This window comes from Streptomyces sp. ID05-39B (assembly GCF_033794725.1).
Taxonomy (GTDB): Bacteria; Actinomycetota; Actinomycetes; order Streptomycetales; family Streptomycetaceae; genus Streptomyces; species Streptomyces bobili.
This window is the reverse complement of sequence record NZ_JARGEF010000424.1, coordinates 1-3,732: the sequence shown is the minus strand read 5'-3', so window position 1 is coordinate 3,732 and position 3,732 is coordinate 1. Positions and strand designations below refer to the sequence as shown.

Below are 3,732 nucleotides of genomic sequence, written 5' to 3'. Positions count from 1 at the left end.
ACCCGGCTGGCAGCGCCCCGCCCCCGAGCACCGGGCCGCCCTCGAACACCGGGCGCAGCCCTACCTCACCCGTCAGGCCGACGAGGGCGACCTTTTGGCCATCGGTGAGTTCGAGGCCGAGATCGCCCGCATCTCCTTCGGCGAGGACGCCGTCGACGACCCGGCCCGGCACGCGTCGCGCGTGGGGCGTTCCATGGAGAAGTCGAAGGAGGGCATGATCGTCGCCCACCGTCCGGGCGGCGACGAGGTGGTCGGCTGGTGCTGGGTGAGCATCAACCAGAACCAGATGACCGGCGACCGCTACGCCAACTTCCGCTCCCTCGCCGTCGCCCCGCTCGACAACCGGGCCGACGTGGCCGAGCTCCTCCTCACCGAGGGCCTGGAGTTCTGCCTGGCGAACGGCATCACCGAGGTCGTCGGCCGGGTCCACGTCGGCAACGTCCCGATGCGCACGGTCTACCGCAAGTTCGGCTTCGACCCCGCCACCCTGACGATGAAGCTGCGCCTCCCGGAGGAGGGCGCCCGATGACCGGCGCGACGGAGGGCTCCCACCCGACCGGTCACGACCCCGACCGGATCAAGTGTGTCGTCTGGGACCTGGACGGCACCCTGTGGGACGAGATCGCGGTGGAGACCCCCACCGACGAACTGCCGGTCCCGCGCCCCGAGATGCTGGCCGCGATCGACGCGCTTGCGGCCCGCGGCGTGCTCAGCAGCCTCGCGAGCCGCAGCGCGCCCGCGGTCCTCGACCGCATGGACGCCGTGCCCGGACTGCGGGAGCGCTTCCTCGCCCCACAGGTGTCCTGGCAGGACAAGAGCGAGTCGCTGCGCCGCATCGCCAAGGATCTCGGGATCGCCGTCGAGGCACTGCTCCTGGTCGACGACTCCCCGTACGAGCGCGCCGAGGTGGAGGCACTGCTGCCGGGCGTACGTACGCTCGATCCCGGCGAAGTGCCCGCGCTGCTGGCGGCCTTCGAGGACCGCGAGGTCACCCCCGAGTCGCGGGAGCGGGTACGCCGCTACCGCACGGAGGAGACCCGCCGCGCCGAGGGCGAGCGCTTCCAGGGCACCCGGGAGGAGTTCCTGCGCTGGTGCGACATGCGCCTCACGGTCGGCCCGGCCGCCGACGAGGAGGTGGCGCGGGCGCTGGAACTCGCCGCGCGCACCCACCGTCTGAACTCCTCCGGCCTCACCCCCGACCGGCTCCGCGCACTCGCCGCGGCGGACGGGCACGAGCTCTGCACCGCCCGGATGTCCGACCGCTTCGGGGAGTACGGCATCATCGGCGCCGCTCTCGTCGACCGGACCGCCCCCGGCTCCTGGTCGGTGCCGCTGCTGGCCCTGTCCTGCCGGGTCGCCGGCCGGGGCGCCGCGGCGGCGTTCCTGTTCTGGCTGATGGAGCGGGCGCGGGAGTCCGGTGCCGAGCGGTTCCTCGTGACGCTGCGGCCGACGGACGCCAACCTGGAGATGCGGATCCTGCTCCGCCAGGCCGGCCTGCGACGCACAGAAGCAGACGCCGGCGGCGAGGGCGACGGGGCGGTCCTGGCCCGCGCGCTCCCCGGCGGCGCCGGTGAAGGTGGCGGCGACCTGCCGAAACCCCCCGCCTGGCTGCATGTCTCCACCCGAAAGGACGCCGCCGCGTGACCGACGCCCACACCCCCTCCTCCGCCTCCTCCACGGACCGTGCGGCGGTGGAGCGGGAACTCCGCGCGATGATCGCGCAGGCCGCCCGCCTGGACGCCGCCGTGGTGGCCGGACTCCCCGCCGACACCGACCTGTTCGGCCCGGAGATCGGCCTGACCTCGCTGGCCGGGGTGACGCTGCTGGGCGCGGTCGAAGCCCGCTTCGGCGTCGATGTCGCCGCGCTGGACCTCAGCCTGGACAGCCTCCAGTCCATCGCCACCCTGGCCGACTTCGTGACGGCGCATCGGAGCGTCGGCTGAGGCGCACGCCCCCGGCGCGTGCTCGACAAGGGTGATCCGGCGTGTGCTGCCGTGACCTGCCCGGGGGCCCGGCGTTGAACGGGGAGTGCGGTGGCGCGACCTGCTGCCGCGCGAACCGAATCACAAAGGAGAAACGTGATGTCTCGCATCGCGAAGGCAGCCGCTGTCGCCGTCGGCGCCGGCGCCATGATGGTCAGCGGAGCCGGCCTGGCCATGGCCGACTCGGGTGCGCAGGGCGCGGCCGTGGGCTCGCCGGGCGTCCTGTCCGGCAACCTCGTCCAGGTTCCGGTCCACGTGCCGATCAACCTCTGCGGCAACACCGTCAGCGTCATCGGCCTGCTCAACCCGGCCTTCGGCAACACCTGCGCCAACGTCAGCGACCACGGCAACGGCGGCGACGACAAGGGCGGCCAGCACCACAGCGGCGGCGACGCCGGTGGCTACGGCGGCTGACCTCCGTCTCGCGACACCCCACGGCAGAGCCCCGGCACCTCGAGCGCCGGGGCTCTCCCCTGTTCCGTGCCTGCCCCTTCCACGCGTACCTGTTCCGTGCCCCTGCTACGCGTACCTGTTCCCGGCCCCTGCTACGCGTACCGGTAGATCCGTCCGGCGTCCTCCAGCTGGTCCGGGGTCACGTCCCACGGGGGTAGCGTCTGGTGCCGGGCAACGACCCGGCGGAACTGGCTGCTGCCCGGCAGCGGCGGTTCGGCGGGCAGGTAGCGGTGTTCGCCGTGACGCCGCTGCCAGCGGGTCCACAGCAGGTCGATGAAGGCGTGGTGCAGCCAGAACACCGGGTCGTTGACGGATGCCCCGCCGACCATGGCGCCGCCGACCCACCGGTGCACCCGGTTGTGGTTGAGCCAGGCGGTGCTGCCCCGGCCGGTCCCCCACCCCTCCAGCTTGTTGCGGAAGCCGCGGGTGACCGTCGAGTCCCAGGGCGAGACGTCGTACACCGGGTCGCTCAGCGCCCACTCCACGTCGGCCTTCGTCGGCAGTCCGATCGGGTCGCGGGCCCGGCCGAGGTCGCGGGTGAGGAACGAGGTGTCGGTGACGCCGTCCTTGATCGTCCAGTTGCCGGTGGCGTAGGCGAACGGCCCCGTCGTCACCTGCCGGTCGGAACGCCGCCCGTCGCCGCCGAGCAGGTCCGGGGTCCAGGGCACGGCCGTCGCCGTCCGGTTCCGCGTCCAGTCCCAGTACGGCACCGTCACCGAGGGGTCGACCCGGCGCAGCGCGTTCTCCAGCTCCAGCAGGAACCGGCGGTGCCACGGCAGGAAGGAGGGCGTCATGTGGGCCGTACGCAGGCCGCCCTCGCCGTCGGACACGTAGTAGTCGATGTGCATGCGCACGAACTCGTCGTACTCGCCCCGGCGTTTCAGTTCCAGCAGGGCTCTGACGAAACGTCGGCGCTCGCCGGCGGTGAGCGTGCTGACGTCCTTACGGATGTAGACCATGGTGTCCCCCCAGGTGTGTGTGACGGCCGGTGGCTGCGGTGGCCCGCAGCATCTCTCCCGGCCCCAGTTCGTCCACGGCGGCGCGGACCGCGTCGAGTGGAGCGGCGTACGAGCGGTAGTGGTCGACCATGCTCAGCCAGGTGCCGTCGGCACGGGGCATGAGATGCAGGGGCCGGCCGTCGACGGTGATCTCCCAGCGGCCGGTGTCGCCCGAACGGGTCGGCGGGACGAGGCTGCCGAGCAGGTGACGGCCGAGGTAGGTCACGTCGAAGGCGGTTTCCCCGAACCCGCCCCCGCCCCCGAGTCCGGGCCCGGCGTCGCGCTCGGGGGCGGGCCCG

6 protein-coding genes are annotated in these 3,732 nt (G+C 73.0%); 4 read left to right on the top strand and 2 right to left on the bottom strand.

Annotation, left to right across the window (positions count from 1 at the left end):
* The 4 genes from P1P75_RS40510 to P1P75_RS40495 form a co-directional block, all read left to right on the top strand.
* Nucleotides 1-529 (top strand): GNAT family N-acetyltransferase (locus P1P75_RS40510; protein WP_319264772.1); only part of this gene is annotated, 529 nt, incomplete at its 5' end.
* Nucleotides 526-1,644: an HAD-IIIC family phosphatase gene (locus P1P75_RS40505; protein ID WP_319264770.1), complete on the top strand. Its 1,119-nt coding sequence runs from the start codon at nt 526-528 to the stop codon at nt 1,642-1,644. The genes P1P75_RS40510 and P1P75_RS40505, both read left to right, overlap by 4 nt.
* A complete protein-coding gene (locus tag P1P75_RS40500) occupies nt 1,641-1,943 on the top strand; it encodes a phosphopantetheine-binding protein (protein ID WP_319264768.1) in 303 nt (100 codons plus the stop codon). Before P1P75_RS40505 ends, P1P75_RS40500 begins: the two co-directional genes overlap by 4 nt.
* Before the next feature lie 138 nt (nt 1,944-2,081).
* Nucleotides 2,082-2,396: a chaplin gene (locus tag P1P75_RS40495; RefSeq protein WP_319264766.1), complete on the top strand. Its 315-nt coding sequence runs from the start codon at nt 2,082-2,084 to the stop codon at nt 2,394-2,396.
* 131 nt (nt 2,397-2,527) lie between these two features.
* Here the strand turns inward: P1P75_RS40495 and P1P75_RS40490 are convergent, their stop codons facing one another.
* Both P1P75_RS40490 and P1P75_RS40485 read right to left on the bottom strand, forming a co-directional pair.
* Nucleotides 2,528-3,394 (bottom strand): tyrosinase family protein, encoded by an 867-nt coding sequence (locus P1P75_RS40490; protein WP_319264764.1) that lies wholly within the window; start codon nt 3,392-3,394, stop codon nt 2,528-2,530.
* The coding region (locus P1P75_RS40485) for a tyrosinase family oxidase copper chaperone (RefSeq protein WP_319264762.1) at nt 3,378-3,732 on the bottom strand (355 nt) is incomplete at its 5' end. The genes P1P75_RS40485 and P1P75_RS40490, both read right to left, overlap by 17 nt.